Here is a 25,816-nt window from a genome sequence, read left to right as displayed (position 1 = left end):
TAGCATGATCGTTCGTCCTGTACGCAGCAGCGATTTACCCGCGCTGATCGAATTGGCCCGCAGCACCGGCACCACCGGGCTGACCACGCTGCCCGCCAACGAGGAGCGCCTCGGCCAGCGCGTCGGCTGGGCCGAGAAGAGCTTTCGCGGCGAAGCCGAGCGCGGCGATACCGACTACCTGTTCGTGCTGGAGAACGACGAAGGCCTGGTGGTTGGCATCAGCGCCATCGCCGGTGCCGTTGGCCTGCGTGAGCCCTGGTACAACTATCGGGTCGGGCTGACCGTCAGCGCCTCGCAGGAACTGAACATCTACCGCGAGATTCCCACGCTGTTCCTGGCCAACGACCTGACCGGCAACTCCGAGCTGTGCTCGCTGTTCCTGCGCAGCGACTACCGCAGCGGTCTCAATGGTCGTCTGCTGTCCAAGGCGCGGATGCTGTTCATCGCCGAGTTCCCGCAGCTGTTCGGCAACAAGATCATCGCCGAGATGCGCGGCATGTCCGACGAGGCAGGCCGTTCGCCCTTCTGGGAGAGCCTGGGCCGGCACTTCTTCAGGATGGAGTTCAGCCAGGCCGACTACCTGACCGGCGTGGGCAACAAGTCGTTCATCGCCGAGCTGATGCCCAAGTTTCCACTGTACACCTGCTTCCTCTCGGAAGCGGCGCGCAACGTCATCGGTCGCGTGCACACCGACACGGAGCCGGCGCTGGCCATGCTCAAGCGCGAAGGCTTCAACTACCAGGGTTACGTCGACATCTTCGACGCAGGTCCCGCCATCGAGTGCGAGACCTCGAAGATCCGCGCTGTGCGTGACAGCGAGACCCTGGTACTGGCCGTCGGCACCCCGGGTGACGACGCCACCCCTTACATCATTCACAACCGCAAGCGCGAAGATTGCCGCATCACCGCCGCACCGGCGCGCCTGGCGGCAGGCACCCTGGTGGTCGATCCGCAGACTGCCAAGCGCCTGCGCCTGGGCGCCGGCGACAATGTCCGCGCCGTGCCGCTGTCCGCCGGTCGGGAGGCCCAGTAAATGAACACGCATTACATCGCCGGCCACTGGCTGGCCGGCCAGGGTGAAACCCTGCAGTCGCTCAATCCCGTTACCCAGGCGGTGATATGGCAAGGGCAGGGCGCCGACGCCACCCAGGTCGAAGCTGCCGTGCAGGCCGCCCGCCAGGCGTTCCCGGCCTGGGCTTCGCTGAGCCTGGAAGCGCGTATCAGCGTGCTGGAGGCCTTTGCCGACAAGCTCAAGGCCAATGCCGAGGCGTTGTCGCGCTGCATTGGTGAGGAAACCGGCAAGCCTCTGTGGGAGTCGGCTACCGAAGTGACCAGCATGGTCAACAAGGTCGCCATCTCGGTGCAAAGCTATCGCGAGCGCACCGGCGAGAAGAGCGGCCCGCTGGCCGACGCCACCGCCGTGCTGCGGCACAAGCCCCATGGCGTGGTGGCGGTGTTCGGCCCGTACAACTTCCCCGGCCACTTGCCCAACGGGCACATTGTTCCGGCGCTGCTGGCCGGCAACTGCGTGGTGTTCAAGCCCAGCGAGCTGACCCCGAAGGTCGCCGAGCTGACGGTGCAGTGCTGGATCGAGGCTGGCTTGCCGGCCGGCGTGCTCAACCTGGTCCAGGGCGCTCGCGATACCGGCGTCGCGCTGGCCGCTAACCCGGGTATCGATGGCTTGTTCTTCACCGGTTCCAGTCGCACCGGCAACCTGCTGCACCAGCAGTTCGCCGGCCGCCCGGACAAGATCCTCGCCCTGGAAATGGGCGGCAACAACCCGCTGGTTGTCGATGAGGTCAAGGACCTGGACGCTGCGGTGTACACCATCATCCAGTCGGCGTTCATCTCCGCCGGCCAGCGCTGCACCTGCGCCCGCCGCCTGCTGGTGCCGCAGGGCGCCTGGGGTGACGCGCTGATCCAGCGCCTGGTCGAGGTGAGCCGCAACATCAGTGTGGGTGCCTTCGATCAGCAACCCGCGCCATTCATGGGCTCGGTGATATCGCTGCAGGCGGCCCGCGCGCTGCTGGCGGCCCAGGCCGACCTGCTCGCCAAGGGCGCGGTGACGCTGCTGGAGATGACCCAGCCGCAGGCCGACGCGGCCTTGCTCACGCCGGGCATCATCGATGTCAGCGCCGTGGCCGAGCGCCCGGACGAAGAGTTCTTCGGCCCGCTGCTGCAGGTGATCCGCTACGCCGACTTCGATGCGGCGATCAAGGAGGCCAACAACACCCAGTACGGCCTGGCCGCCGGCCTGCTGTCGGACTCCAATGCCCGCTACCAGCACTTCTGGCTGCGCAGCCGCGCCGGCATCGTCAACTGGAACAAGCAGCTGACCGGCGCCGCCAGCAGCGCGCCGTTCGGTGGCGTCGGCGCCAGCGGCAACCACCGCGCCAGCGCCTACTACGCGGCGGACTACTGCGCCTACCCCGTGGCTTCGCTGGAGACCGCGAGCCTTGCACTGCCGGCGACCCTGACGCCGGGCGTCACCCTATAACAACCGGTCTCGGAGCCTTGCCGATGAAATCCTTTGAAGTGAATTTTGATGGCCTGGTGGGGCCGACCCACAACTACGGCGGCCTGTCCTACGGCAACGTGGCCTCGCAGAGCAACAGCCAGCAGGGTTCCAACCCGCGCGAGGCGGCGCGCCAGGGCCTGGCGAAGATGAAGGCGCTGATGGAAATGGGCTTCAAGCAGGGCGTGCTGGCCCCGCAGGAGCGCCCGGACGTGGCCGCCTTGCGCCGCCTGGGCTTCACCGGCAGCGACGGCGAAGTGATCCAGCGCGCCGCGAAGGAAGCCATGCCGCTGCTGGTCGCCAGTTGCTCGGCCTCGAGCATGTGGGTGGCCAACGCCGCCACCGTCAGCCCCAGCGCCGACACTGCCGATGGCCGCGTGCACTTCACCGCCGCCAACCTCAACTGCAAGTACCACCGCAGCATCGAGCACCCGACCACCAGCCGTGTGCTGGGCGCCATGTTCAGCGATGACAAGGTCTTCGCCCACCATGAGGCGCTGCCAGCGGTGGCCCAGTTCGGTGACGAGGGCGCGGCCAACCACACCCGCTTCTGCCGCGCCTATGGCGAGGCCGGCGTCGAGTTCTTCGTCTATGGCCGCAGCGCCTTCGACAGCCGCTATCCCGCGCCGCAGAAGTATCCGGCGCGCCAGACCCTGGAAGCCTCCCAGGCTGTCGCTCGCCTGCACGGGCTGAGCGATGATGGCGTGGTCTACGCTCAACAGAATCCGGCGGTGATCGACCAGGGCGTGTTCCACAATGACGTGATCTCGGTGGGTAACGGCGAGGTGCTGTTCTACCACGAGGACGCCTTCCTCGAGACCCACGCGGTGCTCGGCCAGTTGCAGGCTAAACTGGCCAGCAAGGGTGGCAACTTCCAGGGTATCTGCGTGCCGCGCGCGGCAGTGACGGTGGAGGACGCGGTGCGTTCCTACCTGTTCAACAGCCAGTTGCTCAGCCGCGAGGACGGTTCGATGCTGCTGGTGGTGCCGGAAGAGTGCCGCAACAACGAGCGCGTCTGGGCTTACCTGAGTCAATTGACCAGCCGGGGCGGTCCGGTGAAGGAGGTCAAGGTGTTCGACCTCAAGCAGAGCATGCAGAACGGTGGCGGCCCGGCTTGCCTGCGTCTGCGTGTGGCGCTGAAGGAAAACGAACTGGCGGCGGTCAATCCAGGCGTTATCATGACCGCCTCGCTGTACGACACCCTGGTGCAGTGGGTCGACAAGCATTACCGCGATCGCCTCGGCGAAGCGGACCTGGCCGACCCGCAGTTGCTGGTGGAATGCCGCACGGCCCTGGATGAACTGACCCAGATCCTCAAGCTGGGTTCGGTGTATCCGTTCCAACGCCAACCTTGATAGAGAGAAATTGCAATGTCCGACGCCCTGCGCCTGATCCTGGAAGATGAAGACGGCACCCAGCTGGAAACCTCCTGCACCCGTTTTGCCGTGGTCTGGCAAGGCAAGGAAGTGTGGATCCAGCAGGACGGCCGCGGCCAGCTGCTGATCGGCGTCGATGTCGAGGAAGACGACACCGAGTACGCCAATCTGCTGCTGCGCCCGATGGCCACCAACCTGGTCAGCCTGCAACTGGAAATGGAACCGGCCGACGTCGCCGGTGACGACGACCACGTCCACGGCCCGGACTGCGGCCACCACCACTAAGGAAGCGCCTATGCTCGCCCTTGGCAAACTGCTTGAGCTGACCCTGACCGATCACGAACCGGCCGAGAAGACCCAAGTGACCACTCGGGGCGTGCGTTTGCGCTGGCTGGGGGAGGGTGCGCTGGAAGTGCGTCCGCCCGAAGGTGAGGATTGCGGTCTCGACCTGCTGTTGTCGGCCGGTATCCATGGCAACGAGACGGCGCCGATCGAGCTGCTCGAAAGGCTGCTGCACGGTGTTGCAAACGGCAAGATCAAGCCGCGCGCGCGGGTGCTGTTCCTGTTCGGCAACCCAGCGGCGATCCGCAAGGGCGAGCGCTTCATCGAACAGGACATCAACCGCCTGTTCAATGGCCGTCATGAACTCTCCAGTGGCTTCGAGGCGCTGCGTGCCGCCGAGCTCGAACAGTTCGCCCGGGTGTTCTTCAGCAAGCCCGAGCGCACCCGCCTGCATTACGACCTGCATACTGCCATTCGCGGGTCGAAGATCGAGCAGTTTGCCCTGTATCCCTACAAGGAAGGTCGCCGGCATTCCCGACGCGAGCTGGCCCGTCTGGCTGCGGCCGGCATGGAGGCGGTGCTGCTGCAGAGCAAGTCGTCGATCACCTTCAGCGCATTCACCTACGAGCAGCTCGACGCCGAGGCTTTCACCCTGGAACTCGGCAAGGCCCGCCCGTTCGGGCAGAACGAAGAGGTCAACCTCGATCGGCTCGAGGCGCGCCTGATCCAGCTCATCGAGGATACCGAGCCGCAAACCGAGCAGTCCCTGGATGGCCTCAAGCTGTTCAGCGTCGCCCGCGAGATCATCAAGCACAGCGACAGCTTCCACCTGCACCTGCCGGCGGACATCGAGAACTTCTCCGAGCTGAGCAAGGGTTACCTGCTGGCCGAGGACCTGGCAGAGACGCGCTGGGTGGTGGAGGAGGAGGGCGCGCGGATCATCTTCCCCAACCCCAAGGTGAAAAACGGGCTGCGCGCCGGCATCCTCATCGTGCCGGATTCGGGGCAGCGGCTGGCTTAAGCCTTGCGCGACCCCGGCAATATCAGCTTCGCTACTGAGATCCCCGGGGCTGCTACGCAGCCCTTTCGCGACACAAGGCCGCTCCTTCAGGAGTGCTGCGTGCCTGGCTGGTTTTGGATCCTTTCGGTGATGAAATTCTTTTAATTCACCAAGCTGTTAATTTTCCCCGCCCCGGGACCGTAATTGGCTTGCCAGTAGCGAAACGCTGGCTTTAGCATCGCGGTCATGCCGTTTTCAATTGCTGTAGTCCGACAAACCGTCCATTCGACGGTTTCTATCGCATAAACACACTGCACCGAGACTGCAGGACCGATATAATGCGGCCCTTTGCCGTCGTTTCGTCGTTTCGTCGATTCGACGCGTGGCCGCCGTTTCCGTGGAAGAACCTATGAAAAGCGCAGAAATCCGTGAAGCCTTCCTCCGCTTCTTCGAAGAGCAGGGACATACTCGCGTTGCCTCCAGCTCCCTGATCCCGGGCAATGACCCGACCCTGCTGTTCACCAACGCCGGCATGAACCAGTTCAAGGACTGCTTCCTCGGCCAGGAAAAGCGCGCCTATACCCGCGCCGTGAGCAGCCAGAAGTGCGTACGCGCCGGCGGCAAGCACAACGACCTGGAAAACGTCGGCTACACCGCCCGTCATCACACCTTCTTCGAGATGCTGGGCAACTTCAGCTTCGGCGACTATTTCAAGCGCGATGCCATCACCTTCGCCTGGACCTTCCTGACTTCGGACAAGTGGCTGAACCTGCCGAAGGAAAAACTGTGGGTCACTGTCTACGCCAGTGACGACGAAGCCTACGACATCTGGACCAAGGAAGTCGGCGTGCCGGCCGAGCGCATGGTGCGCATCGGTGACAACAAGGGCGCCCCGTACGCTTCCGACAACTTCTGGACCATGGGCGACACCGGCCCGTGCGGCCCATGCACCGAGATCTTCTACGACCACGGCGCCGACATCTGGGGCGGCCCACCCGGCTCGCCGGAAGAAGACGGCGACCGCTACATCGAGATCTGGAACAACGTCTTCATGCAGTTCAACCGCACCGCCGACGGTGTCCTGCACCCGTTGCCCGCCCCGTCGGTGGACACCGGCATGGGCCTGGAGCGCATCAGTGCGGTCATGCAGCACGTGCACTCGAATTACGAGATCGACCTGTTCCAGAGCCTGCTGGCTGCTGCCGCCAAAGCCATCGGTTGCGCCAATGACGATCAGCCGTCGCTGAAAGTGGTCGCCGACCACATCCGTTCCTGCGGCTTCCTGATCGCCGACGGCGTGTTGCCGTCCAACGAAGGCCGCGGCTACGTGCTGCGCCGCATCATTCGTCGTGCCTGCCGCCACGGCAACAAGCTGGGCGCCAAGGGTAGCTTCTTCCACAAGATCGTCGCCGCGCTGGTGGCCGAGATGGGCGAAGCGTTCCCTGAGCTCAAGAGCCAGCAGGCACACATCGAGCGCGTGCTCAAGACCGAGGAAGAGCAGTTCGCCAAGACCCTCGAGCAGGGCCTGCGCATCCTCGAGCAGGACCTGGCACAACTGCAGGGCAAGGTCGTGCCGGGCGACGTGGTGTTCAAGCTGTACGACACCTACGGCTTCCCCATGGACCTGACCGCCGACATCGCCCGCGAGCGCGAGCTGACCATCGATGAAGCCGGCTTCGAGCGCGAGATGGAGGCCCAGCGTGAGCGTGCCCGCTCCGCCAGCGCCTTCGGCATGGACTACAACAGCCTGGTCAAGGTCGACACCGCCACCGACTTCCTCGGCTACGACGCTACCGAAGGTCAGGGCAAGGTCATCGCTCTGTACAAGGACGGCCAGGCCGTTGAGCAACTGGCAGAAGGCGAGGAGGGCGTTGTTGTCCTTGATCGCACCCCGTTCTACGCAGAGTCCGGTGGTCAGGTCGGTGACAGCGGCTATCTGCAGGCCGGCGCCGTGCGCTTCGACGTGCGCGACACCACCAAGACCGGCGGTGCCTTCCTGCACCACGGCGTGGTCGCCAGTGGTGCGCTGACTGTCGGCGCCGTGGTTGATGCTCGCGTCGATGCCGAAGTGCAGCACGCCACCTCGTTGAACCACTCCGCCACTCACCTGCTGCACGAAGCCCTGCGCCAGGTGCTGGGTGAACACGTGCAGCAGAAAGGCTCGCTGGTAGACAGCCAGCGCCTGCGTTTCGACTTCAGCCACTTCGAGGCGGTCAAACCGGAGCAGATCAAGGCCCTGGAAGACATTGTCAACCGCGAGGTGCGTCGCAACACCGAGGTGCAGACCGAGCTGACCGACATCGAGACCGCCAAGGCCAAGGGCGCCATGGCGCTGTTCGGTGAGAAGTACGGCGACACCGTGCGCGTGCTGAGCATGGGCGGTGACTTCTCCGTCGAGCTGTGCGGCGGCATCCACGCCAAACGCACTGGCGACATCAGCCTGTTCAAGATCATCAGCGAAGGCGGCGTGGCCTCTGGCGTGCGCCGTATCGAAGCGATCACCGGCGCTGCTGCGCTGGCCTACCTGAACACTGCCGAAGAGCAGGTCAAGGAAGCCGCGCAACTGGTCAAGGGCAATCGCGACAACCTGATCGACAAGCTGTCGGCTGTGCTCGAGCGCAACCGCCAGCTGGAAAAGCAGCTTGAGCAGCTGCAGGCCAAGGCCGCCAGCGCCGCCGGGGATGATCTCTCCAACGCGGCCGTTGAGGTCAAGGGTGCCAAGGTCCTCGCCGCCCGCCTGGATGGGCAGGATGGCAAGGCGCTGCTGGCGCTCGTCGATCAACTGAAAAACAAGCTCGGCCACGCAGTGATCCTGCTGGGCAGCGAGCATGAGGGCAAGGTCGTGCTGGTGGCTGGCGTGACCAAGGACCTCTCCAGCCAACTCAAGGCTGGCGACCTGATGAAACAAGCTGCTGCGGCGGTCGGTGGCAAGGGCGGCGGTCGTCCTGACATGGCCCAGGGCGGTGGCGTCGACGTCGCCGCGCTGGACCAGGCGCTGGCCCTGGCCGTGCCGTTCGCCGAGCAGGGACTTTGAGATGGCGGGGGCGTCGGTCTGGTCGGCGTCTCCGCCATGTTGGATTGTTTTTTGGGGCCCTTGAGGGCTGAGGCACCTTTGAAATGGCGTTGATCGTACAGAAATTTGGCGGTACCTCTGTCGGTTCCATCGAGCGGATCGAGCAGGTTGCCGACAAGGTCAAGAAATTCCGCGAGCAAGGCACCGACCTGGTGGTTGTGCTGTCGGCGATGAGCGGGGAAACCAATCGCCTGATCGACTTGGCGAAGCAGATCACCGACAAGCCCGAACCCCGGGAGCTGGATGTGATCGTCTCGACCGGCGAGCAGGTCACCATCGCCCTGTTGTCCATGGCCCTGATGAAGCGCGGCGTGCCGGCGGTGTCCTACACCGGCAACCAGGTGCGCATCCTCACCGACAGTGCGCACAACAAGGCGCGCATCCTGCAGATCGACGACCAGAAGATCCGCGCCGACCTCAAGGCCGGCCGTGTCGTGGTGGTCGCCGGTTTCCAAGGTGTCGACGAGCACGGCAACATCACCACCCTCGGTCGTGGCGGCTCCGACACCACCGGCGTGGCCCTGGCGGCGGCGCTGAAGGCCGACGAGTGCCAGATCTACACCGATGTCGATGGCGTCTATACCACCGACCCGCGTGTCGTGCCCCAGGCCCAGCGCCTGGAGAAGATCACCTTCGAGGAGATGCTGGAAATGGCCAGCCTCGGCTCCAAGGTGCTGCAGATCCGCTCGGTGGAGTTCGCCGGCAAGTACAACGTCCCGCTGCGCGTGCTGCACAGCTTCAAGGAGGGTCCGGGTACCCTCATTACCATCGATGAAGAGGAATCCATGGAACAGCCGATCATTTCCGGTATCGCCTTCAACCGTGATGAGGCCAAGCTGACCATTCGTGGCGTCCCGGATACCCCGGGCGTTGCCTTCAAGATCCTCGGTCCGATCAGCGCTGCCAACATCGAAGTCGACATGATCGTGCAGAACGTCTCGCACGATAACACCACCGACTTCACCTTCACTGTGCACCGCAACGAGTACGAGAAGGCGTTGAGCGTGCTGGAGAATACCGCCCGCGAAATTGGCGCGCGTGAAGTGATCGGCGATACCAAGATCGCCAAGGTGTCGATCGTCGGCGTCGGCATGCGCTCCCACGCGGGCGTTGCCAGTCGCATGTTCGAGGCCCTGGCCAAGGAGAGCATCAACATCCAGATGATCTCCACCTCCGAGATCAAGGTCTCGGTAGTGATCGAAGAGAAGTACCTGGAGCTGGCCGTGCGCGCGCTGCACACCGCGTTCGAGCTTGACGCGCCTGCCCGACAGGGTGAGTGACACGCTGCCTGGAGGGGCGCGGCTTGCCGCGCCCTTCGCGTTTCTGGTCGCTGCGGCTGTCCCTGTCCAGGCAGTCGTGGCGGTCGATCCGGGCCAGTGCCGTTGTCCCCGGCCAGGCCCTGCTTTTCAAAGACTGTTGTCCCTGAAGATTCATGTGAGGAGAAAACTATGCTGATTCTGACTCGTCGGTGCGCCGAGAGCCTGATCATTGGTGACGGTGAGATCACCGTGACGGTCCTGGGTGTCAAAGGCAACCAGGTGCGTATTGGCGTTAGCGCGCCCAAGGAAGTGGCTGTTCACCGCGAGGAAATCTACCTGCGGATCAAGAAAGAGAAGGACGAGGAGCCAAGCCTTTAATTTTTTTGAAGTTTTTTTCAAAAAAAGGGTTGCAAACGAGGAAGGGTGTGTTTAATATTCGCCTCGTGTTGCGGTGAGGTGGCCGAGTGGCCGAAGGCGCTCCCCTGCTAAGGGAGTATACCTCATAAGGGTATCGGGGGTTCGAATCCCCCCTTCACCGCCATTATTTGCCTGGAGCGCTTAAAGCGATCCGAATGGCACAGCAAGACACGGACTCATAGCTCAGCTGGATAGAGTACTCGGCTACGAACCGAGCGGTCGGAGGTTCGAATCCTCCTGAGTCCGCCACTTTTGAAGTGGCTTTGCCTGCAAGGCTGCTTCAATCCACCAGTGGTAATCTGGTCTAAAACTACCCCACGGACTCATAGCTCAGCTGGATAGAGTACTCGGCTACGAACCGAGCGGTCGCAGGTTCGAATCCTGCTGAGTCCGCCACTTTTGAAGTGGCTTTGCTTGCAAAGACGCTTCAACAAGCCAGTGGTAATCTGGCCTAAAACTACCAACCACGGACTCATAGCTCAGCTGGATAGAGTACTCGGCTACGAACCGAGCGGTCGCAGGTTCGAATCCTGCTGAGTCCGCCACTTTTGAAGTGGCTCTGCTTGCAAAGACGCTTCAACAAGCCAGTGGTAATCTGGCCTAAAACTACCACCATGGACTCATAGCTCAGCTGGATAGAGTACTCGGCTACGAACCGAGCGGTCGGAGGTTCGAATCCTCCTGAGTCCGCCATACATCAAGAAGCCCGCTCATTAGAGCGGGCTTTTTGTTTTTCTGGCGCGCTGAATTGTCACGGATGTCCATCTACGCTGTTCTGTAGGAGGTCCCTGCAGGGATCGGCGGTGCACATCGAGTCGGCACACGACGAATGTGCTTTTCACGCCAGAGTGACCGTCGCACTGATGGCTTCGAGCGTTGTCACAGCTTTAGCGCGCAAACGATTGTTCTGGCCAAAAATTTAAGCGATCCGACAGCTTACACAGTGTATGATTGCGCCCGTCAGCCCCGCCGGGGCTTGTGGAATCCCACCATGGACTTACCCAGTAGTTACTCGCTAACACGCTTCATACAGCCAGATCTGACCGATTGATTCTCCCGGCGTGCTCCGCTGCTGGGAGTGGAGTTCGCCTATGACCGAAATCGAAGTAAAGAAAGCCCAAGACAGCCTGCAGGATCGCCTGGCCCAGGTGATCGAACTGCTGCAGCGCCAGCGGGTGGTCGAGGACCTGACGCACCGTCAGGAAGGTCATCACCATGACCTGGTGGAAAACCTCGTCCACCGTCAGAACCTTGTCGAGTTGCAGCGCAAGCTCGACGACCTGCACCCCGCCGACATCGCCTACATCCTTGAAGCCTTGCCGCTGGACGACCGCCTGACGGTCTGGCAACTGGTGCGCTCGGATCGCGACGGCGACATTCTGCTCGAAGTCTCCGACGCCGTACGCCAGACCCTGATCGCCGACATGGACGATCACGAGCTGCTGGCTGCCGCCAAGGAAATGGACGCCGACGAACTCGCCGACCTGGCGCCGGAACTGCCCCGCGACGTCGTTCACGAGCTCATGGAAAGCCTTGATGCCCAGCAGCGCGAGCGTGTGCGCTCGGCCCTGAGCTACGACGAAGAGCAGGTCGGCGCGCTGATGGACTTCGAGATGGTCACCATTCGCGAAGACGTCAGCCTCGAGGTGGTGTTGCGCTACCTGCGCCGGCTCAAGGAGCTGCCGGGGCACACCGACAAGCTCTTCGTCGTCGATTACGATGGCATTCTCAAGGGTGTGCTGCCGATCAAGCGGTTGCTGGTCAACGACCCGGACAAGAAAGTCGCGGAGGTCATGGCCAATGACCCGGTGAGCTTCCATCCCGAGGAAGATGCCTACGACGCCGCCCTGGCCTTCGAACGCTACGACCTGGTGTCCGCCCCTGTGGTGGACAAGAACGAGCGTCTGATTGGTCGTCTGACCATCGATGAAATGGTCGACCTGATTCGTGAAGAGAGCGAGAGCGAAGTGCTCAACATGGCCGGTCTGCGCGAGGAAGAAGACATCTTCGCTTCGGTCTGGCGCTCGTTGCGCAACCGTTGGGCGTGGTTGGCCATCAACCTGATCACCGCATTTGTCGCCTCGCGGGTGATCGGCCTGTTCGAAGGCTCCATCGAGAAGCTGGTGGCGCTGGCGGCGCTGATGCCGATCGTGGCGGGTATCGGCGGCAACTCGGGTAACCAGACCATCACCATGATCGTGCGCGCCATGGCCCTCGACCAAGTGTCGCCGGGCAATACCAGCCGTCTGATGCGCAAGGAGCTGGCGGTGTCGCTGCTCAATGGCCTGATCTGGGGGGGCGTGATCGGTGCCGTGGCGTTCTGGCTCTATGGCAGTTGGTCGCTGGGCCTGGTAATGACCGCTGCGATGACCCTGAACCTGTTGCTGGCTGCCTTGATGGGCGTGCTGATCCCGATGACGTTGACGCGCCTGGGGCGTGATCCGGCGATGGGGTCGAGCGTGATGATCACGGCGGTCACCGACAGCGGCGGTTTCTTCATCTTCCTCGGCCTGGCCACGTTGTTCCTGCTGTAAGCGTGGTGCTCAGGCCATGCCAACCTCTGTAGGAGCGGCCTTGTGTCGCGATAGGGCCGCTCCTACAGGGGCGTGCGTGACCCCGTCGCAACTCTGCAATCATCAGATGCAAAAAAGCCAGCTTGCGCTGGCTTTTTTGTGTGCGGTTGTCGCTTGCCTGGATCAGGACGCGTCGGCGGCCATTTCCACATCGTGAGCGATGAGGGCGACCAGCGCATTCTGCTGGCGATGGGACAGCTGGCGGAAGCGCTGCAGCAGTTCACGTTCATGGAGGCTGAGCTCTGGGCTGTCCAGGCGCATGCTCAGTTCGTCACCCAAGGCACCTTCCTGGATAAGGCTCTGCTCCAGACGTGCGATGATTTCGGAGTTCATGCTGCGGTGATGGTTGCGCGCTACCTCGGCAATGCGCTCGCGCATCCCGTCTGGCAGGCGGACGACAAACTTGTCGGCGGTGCGGCTCGAATAGATAGCCTGTTTCATTGGGCGCATATAAATTGACCGGTTGTTCTGGTTCAGGGGGAGCGGTTCGCAAATTGGCCGCACGGTGGAAGTACGACCGCGGCGACGACAAAATGTTCAACCGTGATGTGATTTTGGTTCTTCATCTTGCCTCATGGTCGCCGTTTCCTTGGCGTCAATTCTGTGACAAATAGTGATCTCGATAAAGGCTTTTTGCCAGTACCAATTATCAGAAATGAGCACTGGTTTGAAAAGTTTCACATTCATCGAATTGCACCGGCGTCAGACAAATGCCGTCAAAATCTGGTAAAAGACGGCAAAGGCCTAGGGAAAATCCTGGAATTCGCTGGTTTCCCACACATTGAGCATAGTGGCTATGCAATATGACGCAAGCGGTGGTGCGGCCTCAAGAGGGCGCTTGATATTCCTCATGGGACCGTCTGGTTCGGGAAAAGATTCCCTGATCGAAGCGGCGCGTCAGCGATTGATTGCCCACGGCATCGAAATCGCCCGCCGGGTCATCACGCGCTCGGCCGAGGCCAAGGGTGAAGACGCGCTGGGGGTGAGTGTCGAGCGCTTCGAGACGATGCGCGAGGCGGGGGCGTTTGCCCTGAATTGGCAGGCGAACGGCCTGAGCTATGGCATTCCCGTACAGCTGGACGCGTGGCTCGCCGCAGGGCGGTCGGTGCTGGTCAATGGCTCTCGTGCCTACCTGACCAACGCCCGGCAGCGTTATCCCGACCTGGTGGCCGTGGGGCTGACGGTTTCCCAGCAGGCGCTACGGCAGCGATTGCTGGCCAGGGGGCGGGAGAGCAACGAAGAGATCGAGCAGCGCCTGGCCCGCAACTTCAGGTTGCAGGCCTATGATCCCAGCATGCATGTCGTGGACAACTCTGCTTCTCTGGTCAGCGCGGTCGAGGCGCTGCTTGCGCTGTTGCGCAGCGAAGGCGTGATCGCCGACGCGGCGGGGAAAAAGCCGACGTGCAAAATGCCCGATTGATACATGACAAATGCCCACACGCTGGTTAACATGCTCGCCGTCCCCGCCGCACAGCGTCTGTTGTCGGCTCCAGTGTCTCAGTAGCTCAATTGGATAGAGCATCCCCCTCCTAAGGGGAAGGTTGGCAGTTCGAACCTGCCCTGGGACGCCATTTCTCCCCCATTCCCCTCGTCTTCGTTCAACGAACCTGAACGCTTGTCTGCGGCTGTCGCGTCGTACGGTTGTAGCTCAGGGCGAAGTGTGCCGCCAGCCCGAAGATCAGCCCCCAGAACGCGGCGCCAAGGCCGAGCAGGCTCATGCCGGATGCGGTGACCAGGAAGGTGATCAGCGCCGGCTCCCGCTGTTTCTCGTCATTCATGGCGCCGGCCAGGCCGTTGGCGATGGCGCCGAACAGCGCGAGGCCGGCGAGGGCGGCGATCAGTTCCCTCGGCAAGGCGGCGAACACCGAGGCCAAGGTCGCGCCGAAGCTGCCCATCAGCAGGTAGAAGGCGCCGCAGGCCATGCCGGCGATGTAGCGTTTGTCCGGATTCTCGTGGGCCTCGCGGCCGGTGCAGATGGCAGCGGTGATCGCCGCCAGGTTGACGCCGTGGCAGCCGAATGGCGCCAGCAGCAGCGAACCCAGGGCGGTGACCGAGACGATCGGGCGTGCCGGTACCTGGTAGCCGGAGGTGCGCAGCACGGCAATGCCGGGCACCGACTGGCCGGTGAGCGACACCAGGGCCAGAGGCAGGCCGATATTGACGATGGCCTGCCAACTCCACTGTGGGCTGGTCCAGGTCGGCATGGTCATTTCCAGCACCAGGGCCTGGGTGTCCAATTGGCCCAGGCCGGCGGCGAGGCCGCAACCGACGATCAGCACCGAAAGAATCGCGTAGCGCGGCGACAGGCGCTTGAACAGCAGATAGCTCGCCAGCATCGACAGCACCAGCACGGGCTGCAGGCGGATCGAGCTGAACAGCTCGGCGCCGAAGCGGAACAGGATGCCGGCCAGCATCGCTGCGGCAATGGCCTTGGGCAGGCGATTCATCAGCTTGTCGAAGGCTCCGCTCAGGGCGATCACGCCAATCAGCAGCGAGGCGACGATGTAGGCGCCCACCGCCTGGGCCAGTGACACGCCCGGCAGCATCGACACCAATAACGCCGCGCCAGGCGTGGACCAGGCAGTGATCACCGGCACCCGCAGTTTCCAGCTCAGCAGCAGGCCGGTCAGGCCGCTGCCGATGGAGATGGCCCAGATCCACGAAGCAGTCGCTTCGTTGCCCAGGCCCGCCTGGTCAGCGGCCTGGAACACGATAATCAAGGGGCCGGCGTAGGAAATGATCACGGCGATCAGGCCGGCGACCAGGGCGGAGACGGAAAAATCCTTTCTGAGGTTATCCATGGCGAGTCCATTTGAGTTAATTGATTCGATTGATTCGATTCAAATTGAATCTATACGGTAACGAGACCTGAATTCAAGTGGGGCGACTCTCACGCGGATGCTGCTAACAACTTGAATCGCTCGAAGGATCGACTCAAGTCGACCTGTATGTTCAAATTTCAATCATTTTCAGCCCGGTAGCCGTCTCATGTGGGTTCCACGGATCAGCGAAAGCAATCAGCCTGTCTACCTGTCCATTGCCGATGCCTTGGCGCATGACATCGCCAGCGGCGCGCTGCGCCGTGGCGAGCGCTTGCCGACGCTGCGCGAACTGGCACAGGCGCTGGATGTCACCCCGGGCACCATCAGCCGCGCCTACACCGAGGCGTCACGGCGTGGCCTGACCCAGGGCGAGGTGGGGCGTGGCACCTACGTCCTCGACCGGATCGCCGACACCGGCGAGGCCCCTGTCGTTACCCGCGCGGCGCCCGCTGCCCGCGGCGAAGCACTCGACCTGTCGATCATCAAGCCCTACGGCGAAACCCTGCAGTACTGGTTGCGCAACGCGTTGACCGAACTGGCCAATACCACGCGACTGGAGCAGGTGCTGGACTACGCCCCCGACGGGGGCCACCCGGCGCATCGCGAGGCGGGCGCGCAATGGTTGCGCCAGTGGCTGCCAGGCGCGCAGTGGCAGCAGGTGGTCATCACCAGTGGTGCACAGCACGGGCTGATGGTGGCGATCAGCGCCCTGACCGGGGCGGGCGACCTGGTGCTATGCGAGTCGCTGTGCTATCCGGGCATCATTTCCGTGGCCCACGGCCTGGGCCGCCGCCTGCGGGGCGTGCCGATGGACGAGCAGGGCATCATTCCCGAGGCCTTGCGCGAGATCTGCCAGCGCGAGCGGCCCACGATGCTGGTGTGCGTGGCGACCTGCCAGAACCCAACCACGGCAATCATGTCCAACCAGCGCCGTGCCCAGATCGCGGCGCTGGCGGAGGAGTTCGACTTCCTGCTGCTGGACGATGACATCTACGGCTTCCTCGCCACCGACCCACAGACCCGGCCGCTGGCGACTTTTGCCCCGGAGCGTTCGATCTACCTCACCAGCCTGTCCAAGTCGGTCATGCCGGCGCTGCGCATCGGCTACCTGTACAGCCCGCCGAAATTGCTGTCGCGCCTGACCGCCATGGTGCGCAGCACGGTGTGGATGCCTTCGCCGTTGACCGCGCAACTGGCCAGCCATGTGATCGGCGAAGGGTTGGACAGCCAACTGATTCGAATGCATCGGGCCGAGGCGGCGGCGCGCCAGGCCACCGCCCGCGAAGTCTTCACCGAGGCATCGCTGCAAAGCCAACCGCACAGCTATCACCTCTGGCTCAACCTGCCCGAGCCATGGCGCAGTGACGAGTTTGCCCTGCTGGCGCGGGCCAATGGCGTGGTGGTGATGAGCGCCAGTCAGTTCCAGGTGGAGCGCACGGGCGATCCGCGTGGCGTGCGGGTCGTGCTGATGTCGCCGACCAGCCGGGAGGAGCTGCGCTTCGCCCTGACCCAGCTGGCCAGCCTGCTCGAGTCAGGGGATCCGAAGCGCTTCTACTGAGTCAGAGCTGGGGGCTGTAACGTTTTTCGATGTCGCGGGCATCTGTCGAACTCAGGCTGCCATGCGGCTGGCTGGCGGCCTGTGCCTGCTGCTCAAGTTTGGCCTGGACCTTCATCTCGGCCTCTTCCTGCATGCGTTGGGCGATCTGTTGGTCGATCATCATTTTCCTTTCGGGCGGCAGCGCGTCGTATTCTTCCTTGGTCAGGCCAAGCTCCGCGAGCAGCTTTTCCTTGATCTTCTGCGCCGGTGACTTGCTCATGTAGTCGCGAAACTCCTGCAGGGCGCCGGATGCTTCCTGTTTGCCCACGCTGGTCTGCTCCTGCTTCGCCGCGTCGGGGTTGTGCAGCATGACCATGAGCTTGGAGAAAGCTTCCTTGCGGTTGTCCTCGGCATGCTGTTGCGAGGTGCTGCCCTGGCTGTTCTGCTGCGCCGAAGCTTTGCCGCTGGCTGAGACCAGTTGGAACGGGAACGGTTGAGTCGCGGACTGTTCGTTACCGCTGCGCTGCTGTTGCACGGCCTGCCAACCCAGGCCGTTCGCTGTAATAAGCATGTTTCCTCCATGAATGGATCGTGAGAACGCGACGAAAGTGGCAAAAGCTGTGCCAGCAGTGAGACCGGGGCGAAATAGGCTGTTAGGACTATTCCGACAGCCTGTTCCTCGGAATATGCTTGCCCGGCAGAGGAACAGGATTGCCGCTTGCGGCAAACACAATCATGTGTCGGCAGCACCGGGTACGGGGCGCAGTTGCTGGACAACAGGGAGCGCGTCCATGAGTCAGGCAGCAAAGCCACTACCGGCTGGCTTCACCGAGCAGCAATTGCACACCTTGTTCGATTTGATCAGCGACGGCATCTGGGATTGGGATGCCAACAACGGCTACGTTTACCGCAATCCTGGCTGGTACGCGATGCTCGGCTACGCCAGCCATTCGCTGGACAATTCCGTGTTGACCTGGGAAAGCGTGATCCACCCCGAGGATTACCCGCGGGTGATGGCGCATTTCGAGGCATATATCAACCAACGCAATGAGCGCTATCGCATCGAGTACCGTTGCCGCTGCCAGGACGGCAGCTACCTGTGGATCGAGGACAGTGGCCATATCATCGCCCGCAACGCCGATGGTTCGGTGGCGCGCATGCTGGGTGCTCACCGCAATATCGACCCGGGCAAGCGGTTGGTGGCGGAACTTGAGCAGCGTAACCTGTCCCTGGAAAGCCAGGTGGCCGAGCGCACCCGCGAACTGTCCTGGGTCAACCAGCAGTTGCAGCGCCAGCTCGACGAAAATCGTGAGTTGGCCGAGCGTGACGCCCTGACCCGCACCGCCAATCGTTATCGCCTGGAAAAGACCTTGGAGCAGGCGTGCGAGCGTGCCCGGCGCTTCCGCGAACCGCTGGCGTTGATCGCCATGGATCTGGACGACTTCAAGCCGATCAACGATCTTCACGGCCATGCCCGTGGCGATGCGGCGCTGGTCGAGGTCACCGAGCGGATCCGCCAGTGTCTGGAAGAGCAGGACCTGCTGGCGCGCTGGGGCGGTGATGAGTTCGTCGTGGTCTTGCCGCGGACTTCACTGGCGCAGGCGCGCGAAGCGGCCCAGCGAATCCGCGAGGCACTGGCCAAGGTGGCGCCAATTGGTCAGTGCCAGCTGACCATGAGCTATGGCGTGGTGCAGTGGCGGGAAGGGGAGGACTGGCATGATCTGCTGGCCCGTGCCGACAAGGCGCTGTACCGGGCCAAGGCGGCCGGCAAGAACGTTGTCGCCGAATGAAAAAAGACCCGCGGCGCCAGGGGCGCAGCGGGCCAAATCGGCGATTGCCGCTTCAGTATCAGGTCAGATGTGCAGGGCGTGCCCCAGGGCGCGCAGCGCCGCTTCCTGCACCGCCTCGCCCAGGGTTGGGTGGGCGTGGATGGTGCCGGCGATGTCTTCCAGGCGAGCGCCCATCTCCAGCGACTGGGCGAAGGCGGTCGACAGTTCCGACACCGCCGCGCCCACGGCCTGCCAGCCGAGGATCAGGTGGTTGTCGCGACGGGCCACCACGCGCACGAAGCCGGTCTTCGATTCCAGGCTCATGGCCCGGCCGTTGGCGGCGAAGGGGAACTGCGCGACGATGCAGTCTACGCCCTGCTGACTGGCGTGTTCCGGGGTCTGGCCGACCACCACCACTTCCGGATCGGTGAAGCACACCGCGGCGATCGCGCTCGGCTCGAAGCGTCGGCTGTTGCCGGCGATGATCTCGGCGACCATCTCGCCCTGGGCCATGGCCCGGTGCGCCAGCATCGGCTCGCCGGCCACGTCGCCGATGGCCCAGACGTTGCGCATGCTGGTCTGGCAGCGTTCGTCGATGGCGATGGCCGCGCCGTTCATCTTCAGGTCCAGGCTTTCCAGGCCGAAGCCTTTGGTACGAGGGCGACGGCCCACGGCCACGAGCACCTGGTCAGCCTCAAGGCGCAGCTGGCCACCCTGGCCGTCGCTGGCCAGCAGGCAGCCGTCGGCATAGCCTTCGACACTGTGGCCCAGGTAAAGGGCGATGCCGAGTTTCTTGATCGAGTCGGCCACCGGCGCGGTGAGTTCGCCGTCGTAGGTCGGCAGGATGCGTTCGCGGGCTTCCACCACGCTGACCTTGGCGCCAAGCTTGCGGTAGGCGATACCCAGTTCCAGGCCAATGTAGCCGCCGCCGACCACCACCAGGTGCTGGGGCAGCGCCTTGGGCGCCAGGGCTTCGGTGGACGAGATGATCGGCCCGCCGATCGGCAGCATCGGCAGTTCGACGCTGTTCGAGCCGGTGGCCAGCAGCAGGTGCTCGCACTGGATGCGCTGGCCATCGACCTCGACATTCTTGCCGTCGAGGATCTTCGCCCAGCCATGGATCACCTTCACGCCGTGCTTTTTCAGCAGGGTGGCGACGCCGCTGGTGAGGCGGTCAACGATGCCGTCCTTCCACTCGACGCTGCGCGTGATGTCCAGTCGCGGCGAGGCCACGCTGATGCCCAGCGGCGAAGGTTCGGTGTAACGGCTGGCCTGGTGGAACTGCTCGGCCACGTGAATCAGCGCCTTCGAGGGAATGCAGCCGATGTTCAGGCAGGTACCGCCCAGGGCCTGGCCTTCGACCAGCACGGTGGGGATGCCCAGTTGCCCGGCGCGGATGGCGGCCACATAGCCGCCGGGGCCGCCGCCGATGATCAGCAGGGTGGTATTGATGAGCGCTTGCATGATCACTCCACAAACAGGCAGGCGGGCTGTTCCAGCAGGCCGCGCACGGCCTGGATGAACAGGGCGGCATCCATGCCGTCGACCACGCGGTGGTCGAACGAGCTGGACAGGTTCATCATCTTGCGCACAACGATCTGGCCATCGATCACCACCGGCCGTTCGACCATGCGGTTGACGCCGACGATCGCCACTTCCGGGGTGTTGACCACCGGGGTGCTGACGATGCCGCCCAAGGCGCCGAGGCTGGTCAGGGTGATGGTCGAGCCGGACAGCTCCTCGCGGCTGGCCTTGTTGTTGCGCGCGGCGTGGGCCACGCGGGCAATCTCGCCGGCGTTGCTCCACAGGTTGCCGGCCTCGGCGTGGCGCAGTACCGGCACCATCAGGCCGTTGTCGCCCTGGGTGGCGATGCCGACATGCACCGCGCCGTGGCGGGTGATGACCTGGGCCTCGTCGTCATAGGTGGCGTTGATCTGCGGGAAGTCGCGCAGGGCGACAACCATGGCGCGCACGAGGAACGGCAGCAGGGTCAGCTTGCCGCGGCTGTCGCCGTACTTGGCGTTGAGCTGCTGGCGCAAGGCTTCCAGGTTGGTGACGTCGATTTCCTCGACGTAGCTGAAGTGGGCGACGCGGCGCTTGGCGTCCTGCATGCGTTGGGCGATCTTGCGGCGCAGGCCGATAACCGGCACCTGCTCGCTGTCAGTGCGCTTGCCGTAGCCGCTCGGCGCCTGGCCGGCGCTGCTCTGCGGCTTGCTGATGAAGGCGTCGAGGTCTTCATGCAAGATGCGCCCGGCCGGGCCGCTGCCATGCACGTAGCGCAGCTCGATCCCGGCGTCCAGGGCGCGTTTGCGCACGGCCGGGGAGGCCAGTGGCTTGTCGTGGGCTTCGCGCGGCACGATAGGCGCGGCGGCGTGGGTCGCGGCAACCTGGGGTTGTGCTTCGATGCGTGGCTCGGGTTGGGCTGCGGCCTTGACCTGCGCGGGTTCCGGTTCCGCCGGCTTGGCCTGGGGCGCGTCGACATGGTTGCCGCTGCCTTCGACCTCGATGCGGATCAGCTCGCTGCCGACCGCCATCACTTCACCCGGCTGGCCACCCAGGGCCAATACCTTGCCGCTGACCGGCGAGGGGATTTCCACGGTGGCCTTGTCGGTCATGACATCGGCCACCACCTGGTCCTCGGCGATCATGTCGCCGACCTTGACGAACCATTCCACCAACTCGACCTGCGCGATGCCTTCGCCAATGTCCGGCATCTTGATGACGTGCGTGCCCATTCAGACCTCCATGACCCGTTTCAGTGCCGCGCCTACCCGCGAAGGGCCGGGGAAGTAGGCCCATTCCTGTGCGTGGGGGTAGGGGGTGTCCCAGCCGGTGACGCGCTCGATCGGCGCCTCGAGGTGATGGAAGCAATGCTCCTGGACCAGCGACACCAGTTCGGCGCCGAAGCCGCAGGTACGGGTGGCCTCGTGCACGACCACGCAGCGACCGGTCTTCTTCACCGACGCGACGATGGTTTCCAGGTCCAGCGGCCACAGGCTGCGCAGATCAATGACCTCAGCGTCGACGCCGCTCTCCTCGGCGGCCACCTGCGAGACATACACGGTGGTGCCGTAGGTCAGCACGGTGACGTCGTTGCCCGGGCGGGTGATCACCGCCTTGTCCAACGGCACCGTGTAGTAGCCATCCGGCACCGCGCTGTGCGGGTGCTTGGACCACGGGGTTACCGGGCGGTCGTGGTGGCCGTCGAACGGGCCGTTGTAGAGGCGCTTGGGCTCGAGGAAGATCACCGGGTCGTCGCATTCGATCGAGGCGATCAGCAGGCCCTTGGCGTCGTAGGGATTGGATGGCATCACGGTGCGCAGGCCGCAGACTTGGGTGAACATCGCCTCGGGGCTCTGGCTGTGGGTCTGGCCGCCGTAGATGCCACCGCCGCAGGGCATGCGCAGGGTCAGCGGCGAGATGAACTCGCCGGCCGAACGATAGCGCAGGCGGGCCATCTCCGAGACGATCTGGTCGGAGGCGGGGTAGAAGTAGTCTGCGAACTGGATTTCGACCACCGGACGCAGACCATAGGCGCCCATGCCCACGGCGGTGCCGACGATGCCGCTCTCGGAGATCGGCGCGTCGAACACGCGGGACTTGCCGTACTTGGTCTGCAGTCCTTCGGTGCAGCGGAACACGCCGCCGAAGTAGCCAACGTCCTGGCCGTAGACCACCACGTTGTCATCGCGCTCGAGCATGACATCCATGGCCGAGCGCAGGGCCTGGATCATGGTCATGGTGGTGGTGGACATGGCGTTTTCCAGATGGATGCTGTTGTTGTGATCGTTCATCTCAGACCCCCAGTTCCTGGCGCTGACGGCGCAGGTGGTCGGGCATTTCCTTGTACACGTCCTCGAACATCGAGGCGGCGCTGGGGATATGGCCATTGCTCAGGGTGCCGAACTGCTCGGCATCCTTCTGCGCCTTGATCACCTCGGCCTCAAGCTCCGCGGTGACCGCCTGGTGCTCTTGCTCGGACCACTGGCCGAGCTTGATCAGGTGCTGCTTGAGGCGGGCGATCGGGTCGCCCAGCGGGAAATGGCTCCAGTCGTCGGCCGGGCGATACTTGGACGGGTCGTCCGAGGTCGAGTGCGGGCCGGCGCGGTAGGTGACCCATTCGATCAGCGTTGGGCCCATGCCGCGGCGCGCGCGTTCGGCGGCCCAGCGCGAGGCGGCGTAGACGGCGATGAAGTCGTTGCCGTCGACCCGCAGCGAGGCGATGCCGCAACCTACGCCACGACCGGCGAAGGTGGTCGACTCGCCGCCGGCGATGGCCTGGAAGGTCGAGATCGCCCATTGGTTGTTGACCACGTTGAGGATCACCGGGGCGCGGTAGACGTGGGCGAAGGTCAGGGCGGTGTGGAAGTCCGATTCGGCGGTGGCGCCGTCGCCGATCCATGCCGAGGCGATCTTGGTATCGCCCTTGATCGCCGAGGCCATGGCCCAGCCGACTGCCTGGACGAACTGGGTGGCCAGGTTGCCGCTGATGGTGAAGAAGCCGGCTTCGCGCACCGAGTACATGATCGGCAGCTGGCGACCCTTGAGCGGGTCGCGGGTGTTGGACAGCAGCTGGCAGATCATGTCCACCAGCGACACCTCGCGGGCCATCAGGATGCTCTGCTGGCGGTAGGTGGGGAAGCACATGTCGGTGCGGTTGAGGGCCAGGGCCTGGCCGCTGCCGATGGCTTCCTCGCCCAGGCTCTGCATGTAGAACGACATCTTCTTCTGGCGCTGGGCGACCACCATGCGGCTGTCGAAGATGCGGGTCTTGAGCATGGCGCGCATGCCCTGGCGCAGCACCTTCGGGTCGATACCCTCGGCCCAGGGGCCGACGGCGTCGCCATGCTCGTTGAGCACGCGCACGAGGCTGTAGGAGAGGTCTGCCGTGTCGGCAGGCTCCACATCGATAGGGGGTTTACGGACTTGACCGGCGTCATTCAGGCGCAGGTAGGAGAAATCGGTCTGGCAGCCTGGCCGGCCTGTAGGCTCGGGCACATGCAGACGCAGGGGGGCGTACTCGTTCATGCTTTTTACGCTCGCTCGAATGTTGTTTTTGTGAGCTTTGAAGCGGCCGCTGCTGACTGCCTGCTTGTGACTGGCAGGTCAGCGTCTTTTTACATCATAGGGGGACGGCAAAAGAATTTTTCTCTCAAGTTCATTGCCTTTGTCCGGCGGCGCAGATAAACATTCCGTACAAACACAAAAACCAGGTCAATTTCTCTCATGCGTAAACTGGATCGAACCGATATCGGCATCCTCAACAGCCTGCAGGAAAATGCCCGCATCACCAACGCCGAGCTTGCGCGCTCGGTCAACCTGTCGCCCACACCGTGCTTCAACCGGGTCAAGGCCATGGAGGAGTTGGGGGTGATCCGCCAGCAGGTCACGTTGCTATCGCCCGAGGCGCTGGGGCTGGATGTGAATGTGTTCATCCACGTCAGCCTGGAGAAGCAGGTGGAGCAGTCGCTGCACCGTTTCGAGGAGGAGATTGCCGAACGGCCTGAGGTCATGGAGTGCTACCTGATGACCGGGGATCCGGATTACCTGCTGCGGGTGCTGCTGCCGAGCATCCAGGCGCTGGAGCGCTTCCTCGATTACCTCACGCGCTTGCCCGGAGTGGCGAACATTCGCTCCAGCTTTGCGCTGAAGCAGGTGCGCTACAAGACCGCGCTGCCGTTGCCGGCCAATGGCATGACCCTGCGCGAGCAATGATCCGGGCAAGGTGCCTGGGGTGCTTGATATTTTAAACACCCCCGGCCTATGTTGTGTGCGTCGCCATTCCAGGCATGCGAACACAACAAGAAGGACAGCGTCATGACGACCGAAGGCCCGCGCGCCCAGGCAGCGCACTTCAAGGGCATCGATGAAATCGAATGCGTCACCCCCGACCTTAACGGCGTGCCTCGCGGCAAGGTGATGACCGCAGAGGGTTTCCTCGAAGGCCGCCGCCTGCAGATGGCCCGTGGGGTCCTGCTGCAGTGCATCATGGGCGGTTACCCGGCGGCCAAATACTATGGCAGCGACGACGGCGATCTGGCGCTGGTGGCGGCGCCTTCGCAGATCCACCGTCTGCCCTGGAGCGACGAGCCTCGGGCCCTGGCGATCTGCGACGCGGTGGAACTCGATGGCACGCCCTCGGGGCTGTCCAGTCGTGGCCAGCTCAAGGCGGTGATTGCCCGCTATGCCGAGCGCGGGCTGGCGCCGGTGGTGGCGACCGAGCTTGAGTTTTTCGTGTTTGCCGCCAACAGCGACCCGACCCTGCCGTTCCAGCCGCCGCTGGGCAAGGACGGGCGTCGGGAAATGGGGCACTCGGCCTTCAGCGTCAGCTCCAACAACGGTCTGCGTCCGTTCTTCAACGAGGTGTACCGCTGCATGGCGGCGTTGGGTCTGCCGCGTGACACCTTCATGCACGAGATGGGCGTAAGCCAGTTCGAGATCAACCTGCTGCACGGTGACCCGTTGCTGCTGGCCGACCAGACCTTCCTGTTCAAGCACCTGCTCAAGGAGGTCGCGCTCAAGCACGGCCTGACCGTGGTGTGCATGGCCAAACCACTGGCGCACACGCCCGGTAGCTCGATGCATATCCACCAGAGCCTGGTCGACAGCGCCAGCGGGCGCAATGTATTTAGCGACGAGCAGGGCAGGGCGACCGACACCTTCCACCATTTCATCGGTGGCCTGCAGGCTTGCCTGGCTGACTTCACCGTGCTGTTCGCGCCTAACGTCAATTCCTACCAGCGGCTGTGCCACCCCTATGCGTCGCCAAACAACGCCTGCTGGTCCGAGGACAATCGCGCCGCGGGCCTGCGCATCCCGGCCAGCTCACCTGCGGCCCGGCGGGTGGAGAACCGCCTGCCGGGCGCCGACGCCAACCCCTACCTGGCCATCGCCGCGAGCCTTGCCGCCGGCCTGCATGGCATCGAGCGCCAGATGGCGCCAACGCCGGCGATCCAGGGCGAGTTCGAGGTGCCCGAGCACCTGAGCCTGCCCTGTACGCTGCACGCCGCGCTGGAACGCCTCAAGCGCAGCAACCTGGCGCGGGAACTGTTCGGCAGGGAGTTCATCGAAGGCTACATCGCCACCAAGACCCTGGAGCTGAGCGATTTCTTCGATGAGATCACGCCCTGGGAGCGCCGCGTGCTGGCCGCGCAAGCCTGAGCGCGACACGACCGCTACTGGATGCGCCCCCG

General features: G+C 63.7%; 22 protein-coding genes and 6 tRNA genes. 20 read left to right on the top strand and 8 right to left on the bottom strand.

Going from position 1 to position 25,816, the window contains the following annotated elements; translation table 11 throughout:
- Positions 1–4: 4 nt before the first annotated feature.
- From astA to mgtE, 14 genes are all read left to right on the top strand, one after another.
- Positions 5–1,033, top strand: a complete 1,029-nt coding sequence (gene astA / locus AC25MA_RS17125) for an arginine N-succinyltransferase (protein ID WP_028691065.1) — start codon at positions 5–7, stop codon at positions 1,031–1,033.
- Positions 1,034–2,497, top strand: coding sequence for a succinylglutamate-semialdehyde dehydrogenase (gene astD, locus AC25MA_RS17120; RefSeq protein WP_062360656.1), 1,464 nt, complete (start codon positions 1,034–1,036; stop codon positions 2,495–2,497).
- Positions 2,498–2,520: 23 nt separating this feature from the next.
- Positions 2,521–3,870: an N-succinylarginine dihydrolase gene (gene astB / locus AC25MA_RS17115; RefSeq protein WP_062360657.1), complete on the top strand. Its 1,350-nt coding sequence runs from the start codon at positions 2,521–2,523 to the stop codon at positions 3,868–3,870.
- A gap of 15 nt (positions 3,871–3,885) precedes the next feature.
- On the top strand, positions 3,886–4,176 hold the full coding sequence (locus tag AC25MA_RS17110; protein WP_011534960.1) for a hypothetical protein: 291 nt from the start codon (positions 3,886–3,888) through the stop codon (positions 4,174–4,176).
- 10 nt (positions 4,177–4,186) lie between these two features.
- Positions 4,187–5,194, top strand: coding sequence for a succinylglutamate desuccinylase (gene astE / locus AC25MA_RS17105; RefSeq protein ID WP_028691062.1), 1,008 nt, complete (start codon positions 4,187–4,189; stop codon positions 5,192–5,194).
- Between the two features lie 388 nt (positions 5,195–5,582).
- Positions 5,583–8,207 (top strand): alanine--tRNA ligase, encoded by a 2,625-nt coding sequence (alaS, locus tag AC25MA_RS17100; RefSeq protein ID WP_028691061.1) that lies wholly within the window; start codon positions 5,583–5,585, stop codon positions 8,205–8,207.
- An 83-nt stretch (positions 8,208–8,290) separates the two neighbouring features.
- Positions 8,291–9,526 carry an aspartate kinase gene (locus AC25MA_RS17095; RefSeq protein WP_028691060.1) on the top strand — a complete coding sequence of 412 codons (1,236 nt, stop codon included), beginning with the start codon at positions 8,291–8,293 and terminating at the stop codon, positions 9,524–9,526.
- A gap of 168 nt (positions 9,527–9,694) precedes the next feature.
- Positions 9,695–9,883 (top strand): carbon storage regulator CsrA, encoded by a 189-nt coding sequence (csrA, locus tag AC25MA_RS17090; RefSeq protein WP_003254503.1) that lies wholly within the window; start codon positions 9,695–9,697, stop codon positions 9,881–9,883.
- 72 nt (positions 9,884–9,955) lie between these two features.
- Positions 9,956–10,046, top strand: a tRNA-Ser gene (locus AC25MA_RS17085).
- A 48-nt stretch (positions 10,047–10,094) separates the two neighbouring features.
- A tRNA-Arg gene (locus AC25MA_RS17080) sits at positions 10,095–10,171 on the top strand.
- A gap of 70 nt (positions 10,172–10,241) precedes the next feature.
- A tRNA-Arg gene (locus AC25MA_RS17075) sits at positions 10,242–10,318 on the top strand.
- A gap of 72 nt (positions 10,319–10,390) precedes the next feature.
- Positions 10,391–10,467: transfer RNA gene (locus AC25MA_RS17070), tRNA-Arg, on the top strand.
- 71 nt (positions 10,468–10,538) lie between these two features.
- Positions 10,539–10,615, top strand: a tRNA-Arg gene (locus tag AC25MA_RS17065).
- A 398-nt stretch (positions 10,616–11,013) separates the two neighbouring features.
- Positions 11,014–12,456, top strand: coding sequence for a magnesium transporter (gene mgtE / locus AC25MA_RS17060; protein ID WP_028691059.1), 1,443 nt, complete (start codon positions 11,014–11,016; stop codon positions 12,454–12,456).
- Between the two features lie 162 nt (positions 12,457–12,618).
- Here mgtE and AC25MA_RS17055 read toward each other — a convergent pair whose 3' ends face one another.
- A complete protein-coding gene (locus AC25MA_RS17055; protein WP_003254499.1) occupies positions 12,619–12,945 on the bottom strand; it encodes an Arc family DNA-binding protein in 327 nt (108 codons plus the stop codon).
- An 87-nt stretch (positions 12,946–13,032) separates the two neighbouring features.
- Positions 13,033–13,182: a hypothetical protein gene (locus tag AC25MA_RS17050; RefSeq protein WP_155952690.1), complete on the bottom strand. Its 150-nt coding sequence runs from the start codon at positions 13,180–13,182 to the stop codon at positions 13,033–13,035.
- Positions 13,183–13,291: 109 nt separating this feature from the next.
- Here AC25MA_RS17050 and phnN point away from each other — a divergent pair, with 109 nt between their 5' ends.
- Both phnN and AC25MA_RS17040 read left to right on the top strand, forming a co-directional pair.
- A complete protein-coding gene (gene phnN, locus AC25MA_RS17045) occupies positions 13,292–13,915 on the top strand; it encodes a phosphonate metabolism protein/1,5-bisphosphokinase (PRPP-forming) PhnN (protein ID WP_486972232.1) in 624 nt (207 codons plus the stop codon).
- 74 nt (positions 13,916–13,989) lie between these two features.
- A tRNA-Arg gene (locus AC25MA_RS17040) sits at positions 13,990–14,066 on the top strand.
- Between the two features lie 27 nt (positions 14,067–14,093).
- Here AC25MA_RS17040 and AC25MA_RS17035 read toward each other — a convergent pair.
- Entirely contained in the window at positions 14,094–15,296 is a 1,203-nt protein-coding gene (locus AC25MA_RS17035; RefSeq protein WP_197866282.1) for a benzoate/H(+) symporter BenE family transporter, read from the bottom strand.
- A gap of 187 nt (positions 15,297–15,483) precedes the next feature.
- Between AC25MA_RS17035 and AC25MA_RS17030 the strand changes: the two genes are divergently transcribed.
- Positions 15,484–16,875, top strand: coding sequence for an aminotransferase-like domain-containing protein (locus AC25MA_RS17030; RefSeq protein ID WP_486972231.1), 1,392 nt, complete (start codon positions 15,484–15,486; stop codon positions 16,873–16,875).
- A 1-nt stretch (position 16,876) separates the two neighbouring features.
- Here AC25MA_RS17030 and AC25MA_RS17025 read toward each other — a convergent pair whose 3' ends face one another.
- On the bottom strand, positions 16,877–17,425 hold the full coding sequence (locus AC25MA_RS17025) for a hypothetical protein (protein WP_207851972.1): 549 nt from the start codon (positions 17,423–17,425) through the stop codon (positions 16,877–16,879).
- A 220-nt stretch (positions 17,426–17,645) separates the two neighbouring features.
- Between AC25MA_RS17025 and AC25MA_RS17020 the strand changes: the two genes are divergently transcribed.
- The gene (locus tag AC25MA_RS17020; RefSeq protein WP_028691055.1) at positions 17,646–18,644 is read left to right on the top strand and encodes a diguanylate cyclase domain-containing protein; all 999 of its coding nucleotides are present in this window, start codon (positions 17,646–17,648) and stop codon (positions 18,642–18,644) included.
- 63 nt (positions 18,645–18,707) lie between these two features.
- Here AC25MA_RS17020 and lpdA read toward each other — a convergent pair whose 3' ends face one another.
- Genes lpdA through AC25MA_RS17000 form a run of 4 tightly spaced genes read right to left on the bottom strand, consistent with a single transcriptional unit; the run spans position 18,708 to position 23,651 of the window.
- Positions 18,708–20,087, bottom strand: a complete 1,380-nt coding sequence (lpdA, locus tag AC25MA_RS17015; RefSeq protein WP_062360666.1) for a dihydrolipoyl dehydrogenase — start codon at positions 20,085–20,087, stop codon at positions 18,708–18,710.
- A 2-nt stretch (positions 20,088–20,089) separates the two neighbouring features.
- The gene (locus tag AC25MA_RS17010) at positions 20,090–21,358 is read right to left on the bottom strand and encodes a dihydrolipoamide acetyltransferase family protein (protein ID WP_028691053.1); all 1,269 of its coding nucleotides are present in this window, start codon (positions 21,356–21,358) and stop codon (positions 20,090–20,092) included.
- Entirely contained in the window at positions 21,359–22,417 is a 1,059-nt protein-coding gene (locus AC25MA_RS17005) for an alpha-ketoacid dehydrogenase subunit beta (RefSeq protein ID WP_028691052.1), read from the bottom strand.
- 1 nt (position 22,418) lies between these two features.
- Positions 22,419–23,651 carry a 3-methyl-2-oxobutanoate dehydrogenase (2-methylpropanoyl-transferring) subunit alpha gene (locus tag AC25MA_RS17000; protein WP_028691051.1) on the bottom strand — a complete coding sequence of 411 codons (1,233 nt, stop codon included), beginning with the start codon at positions 23,649–23,651 and terminating at the stop codon, positions 22,419–22,421.
- A gap of 198 nt (positions 23,652–23,849) precedes the next feature.
- Here AC25MA_RS17000 and bkdR point away from each other — a divergent pair, with 198 nt between their 5' ends.
- Together bkdR and AC25MA_RS16990 are read left to right on the top strand one after the other, a co-directional pair.
- Complete coding sequence (gene bkdR / locus AC25MA_RS16995; protein ID WP_028691050.1) at positions 23,850–24,338, top strand: Bkd operon transcriptional regulator BkdR; 489 nt, start codon at positions 23,850–23,852, stop codon at positions 24,336–24,338.
- 204 nt (positions 24,339–24,542) lie between these two features.
- Positions 24,543–25,784, top strand: a complete 1,242-nt coding sequence (locus AC25MA_RS16990; RefSeq protein ID WP_486972238.1) for a glutamine synthetase family protein — start codon at positions 24,543–24,545, stop codon at positions 25,782–25,784.
- Positions 25,785–25,816: the final 32 nt, after the last annotated feature.

The sequence above is a fragment of the Pseudomonas sp. P65(2024) genome (assembly GCF_057480955.1).
Note: the sequence above shows the minus strand (reverse complement) of the source record. Positions and strands in the feature narration are given on the sequence as shown.

What these genes read in the sequence shown, in the direction of transcription:
- AC25MA_RS17000 (WP_028691051.1), bottom strand. Translation starts at nt 23,651, where the DNA reads ATGAACGAGTACGCCCCCCTGCGTCTGCATGTGCCCGAGCCTACAGGC.
- AC25MA_RS17095 (WP_028691060.1), top strand. Translation starts at nt 8,291, where the DNA reads ATGGCGTTGATCGTACAGAAATTTGGCGGTACCTCTGTCGGTTCCATC.
- AC25MA_RS17005 (WP_028691052.1), bottom strand. Translation starts at nt 22,417, where the DNA reads ATGAACGATCACAACAACAGCATCCATCTGGAAAACGCCATGTCCACC.
- bkdR (WP_028691050.1), top strand. Translation starts at nt 23,850, where the DNA reads ATGCGTAAACTGGATCGAACCGATATCGGCATCCTCAACAGCCTGCAG.
- AC25MA_RS17025 (WP_207851972.1), bottom strand. Translation starts at nt 17,425, where the DNA reads ATGCTTATTACAGCGAACGGCCTGGGTTGGCAGGCCGTGCAACAGCAG.
- AC25MA_RS16990 (WP_486972238.1), top strand. Translation starts at nt 24,543, where the DNA reads ATGACCGCAGAGGGTTTCCTCGAAGGCCGCCGCCTGCAGATGGCCCGT.
- lpdA (WP_062360666.1), bottom strand. Translation starts at nt 20,087, where the DNA reads ATGCAAGCGCTCATCAATACCACCCTGCTGATCATCGGCGGCGGCCCC.
- AC25MA_RS17030 (WP_486972231.1), top strand. Translation starts at nt 15,484, where the DNA reads ATGTGGGTTCCACGGATCAGCGAAAGCAATCAGCCTGTCTACCTGTCC.
- astA (WP_028691065.1), top strand. Translation starts at nt 5, where the DNA reads ATGATCGTTCGTCCTGTACGCAGCAGCGATTTACCCGCGCTGATCGAA.
- AC25MA_RS17050 (WP_155952690.1), bottom strand. Translation starts at nt 13,182, where the DNA reads ATGAATGTGAAACTTTTCAAACCAGTGCTCATTTCTGATAATTGGTAC.
- AC25MA_RS17055 (WP_003254499.1), bottom strand. Translation starts at nt 12,945, where the DNA reads ATGCGCCCAATGAAACAGGCTATCTATTCGAGCCGCACCGCCGACAAG.
- AC25MA_RS17035 (WP_197866282.1), bottom strand. Translation starts at nt 15,296, where the DNA reads ATGGATAACCTCAGAAAGGATTTTTCCGTCTCCGCCCTGGTCGCCGGC.
- AC25MA_RS17110 (WP_011534960.1), top strand. Translation starts at nt 3,886, where the DNA reads ATGTCCGACGCCCTGCGCCTGATCCTGGAAGATGAAGACGGCACCCAG.
- mgtE (WP_028691059.1), top strand. Translation starts at nt 11,014, where the DNA reads ATGACCGAAATCGAAGTAAAGAAAGCCCAAGACAGCCTGCAGGATCGC.
- phnN (WP_486972232.1), top strand. Translation starts at nt 13,292, where the DNA reads ATGCAATATGACGCAAGCGGTGGTGCGGCCTCAAGAGGGCGCTTGATA.
- alaS (WP_028691061.1), top strand. Translation starts at nt 5,583, where the DNA reads ATGAAAAGCGCAGAAATCCGTGAAGCCTTCCTCCGCTTCTTCGAAGAG.
- astB (WP_062360657.1), top strand. Translation starts at nt 2,521, where the DNA reads ATGAAATCCTTTGAAGTGAATTTTGATGGCCTGGTGGGGCCGACCCAC.
- astD (WP_062360656.1), top strand. Translation starts at nt 1,034, where the DNA reads ATGAACACGCATTACATCGCCGGCCACTGGCTGGCCGGCCAGGGTGAA.
- AC25MA_RS17020 (WP_028691055.1), top strand. Translation starts at nt 17,646, where the DNA reads ATGAGTCAGGCAGCAAAGCCACTACCGGCTGGCTTCACCGAGCAGCAA.
- astE (WP_028691062.1), top strand. Translation starts at nt 4,187, where the DNA reads ATGCTCGCCCTTGGCAAACTGCTTGAGCTGACCCTGACCGATCACGAA.
- AC25MA_RS17010 (WP_028691053.1), bottom strand. Translation starts at nt 21,358, where the DNA reads ATGGGCACGCACGTCATCAAGATGCCGGACATTGGCGAAGGCATCGCG.
- csrA (WP_003254503.1), top strand. Translation starts at nt 9,695, where the DNA reads ATGCTGATTCTGACTCGTCGGTGCGCCGAGAGCCTGATCATTGGTGAC.